Below are 277 nucleotides of genomic sequence, written 5' to 3' on the forward strand. Positions count from 1 at the left end.
GATGCGTCAGTACTCCACCACGCGGTAGTAACGGCGCAGATCCAAGGAGTGGTTGCGCACGCGTTCGAGGTGCTTGCTGAACCGATCCAGAACGGTATCGAGAATCAGGGGGGCCACCAAGGCGCGGAACCGGGGGCTGACGCCGGGGAGCTCGTAGTCCTTGCTGTCCAGGAGGGTGGTGTTTTTGTTGTAGTTCTCAGCGAATTTCACCACTCGCTCCATGAGCGGGCGGCTCTCGTCTTCGCCGACCAGCAGCATCAGGCTGGTGTCTTCCTCG

Annotated in this window: 1 pseudogene; it reads right to left on the reverse strand. The window is 61.0% G+C overall.

The window, feature by feature from the left end:
- Nucleotides 1-6 precede the first annotated feature (6 nt).
- A pseudogene (locus SB679_RS23950) lies at nt 7-277 on the reverse strand (SIS domain-containing protein); the annotation flags it as partial.

Origin of the sequence: Chryseobacterium sp. SIMBA_029 (assembly GCF_046535275.1) — a bacterium.
Lineage (GTDB): Bacteria > Bacteroidota > Bacteroidia > Flavobacteriales > Weeksellaceae > Chryseobacterium.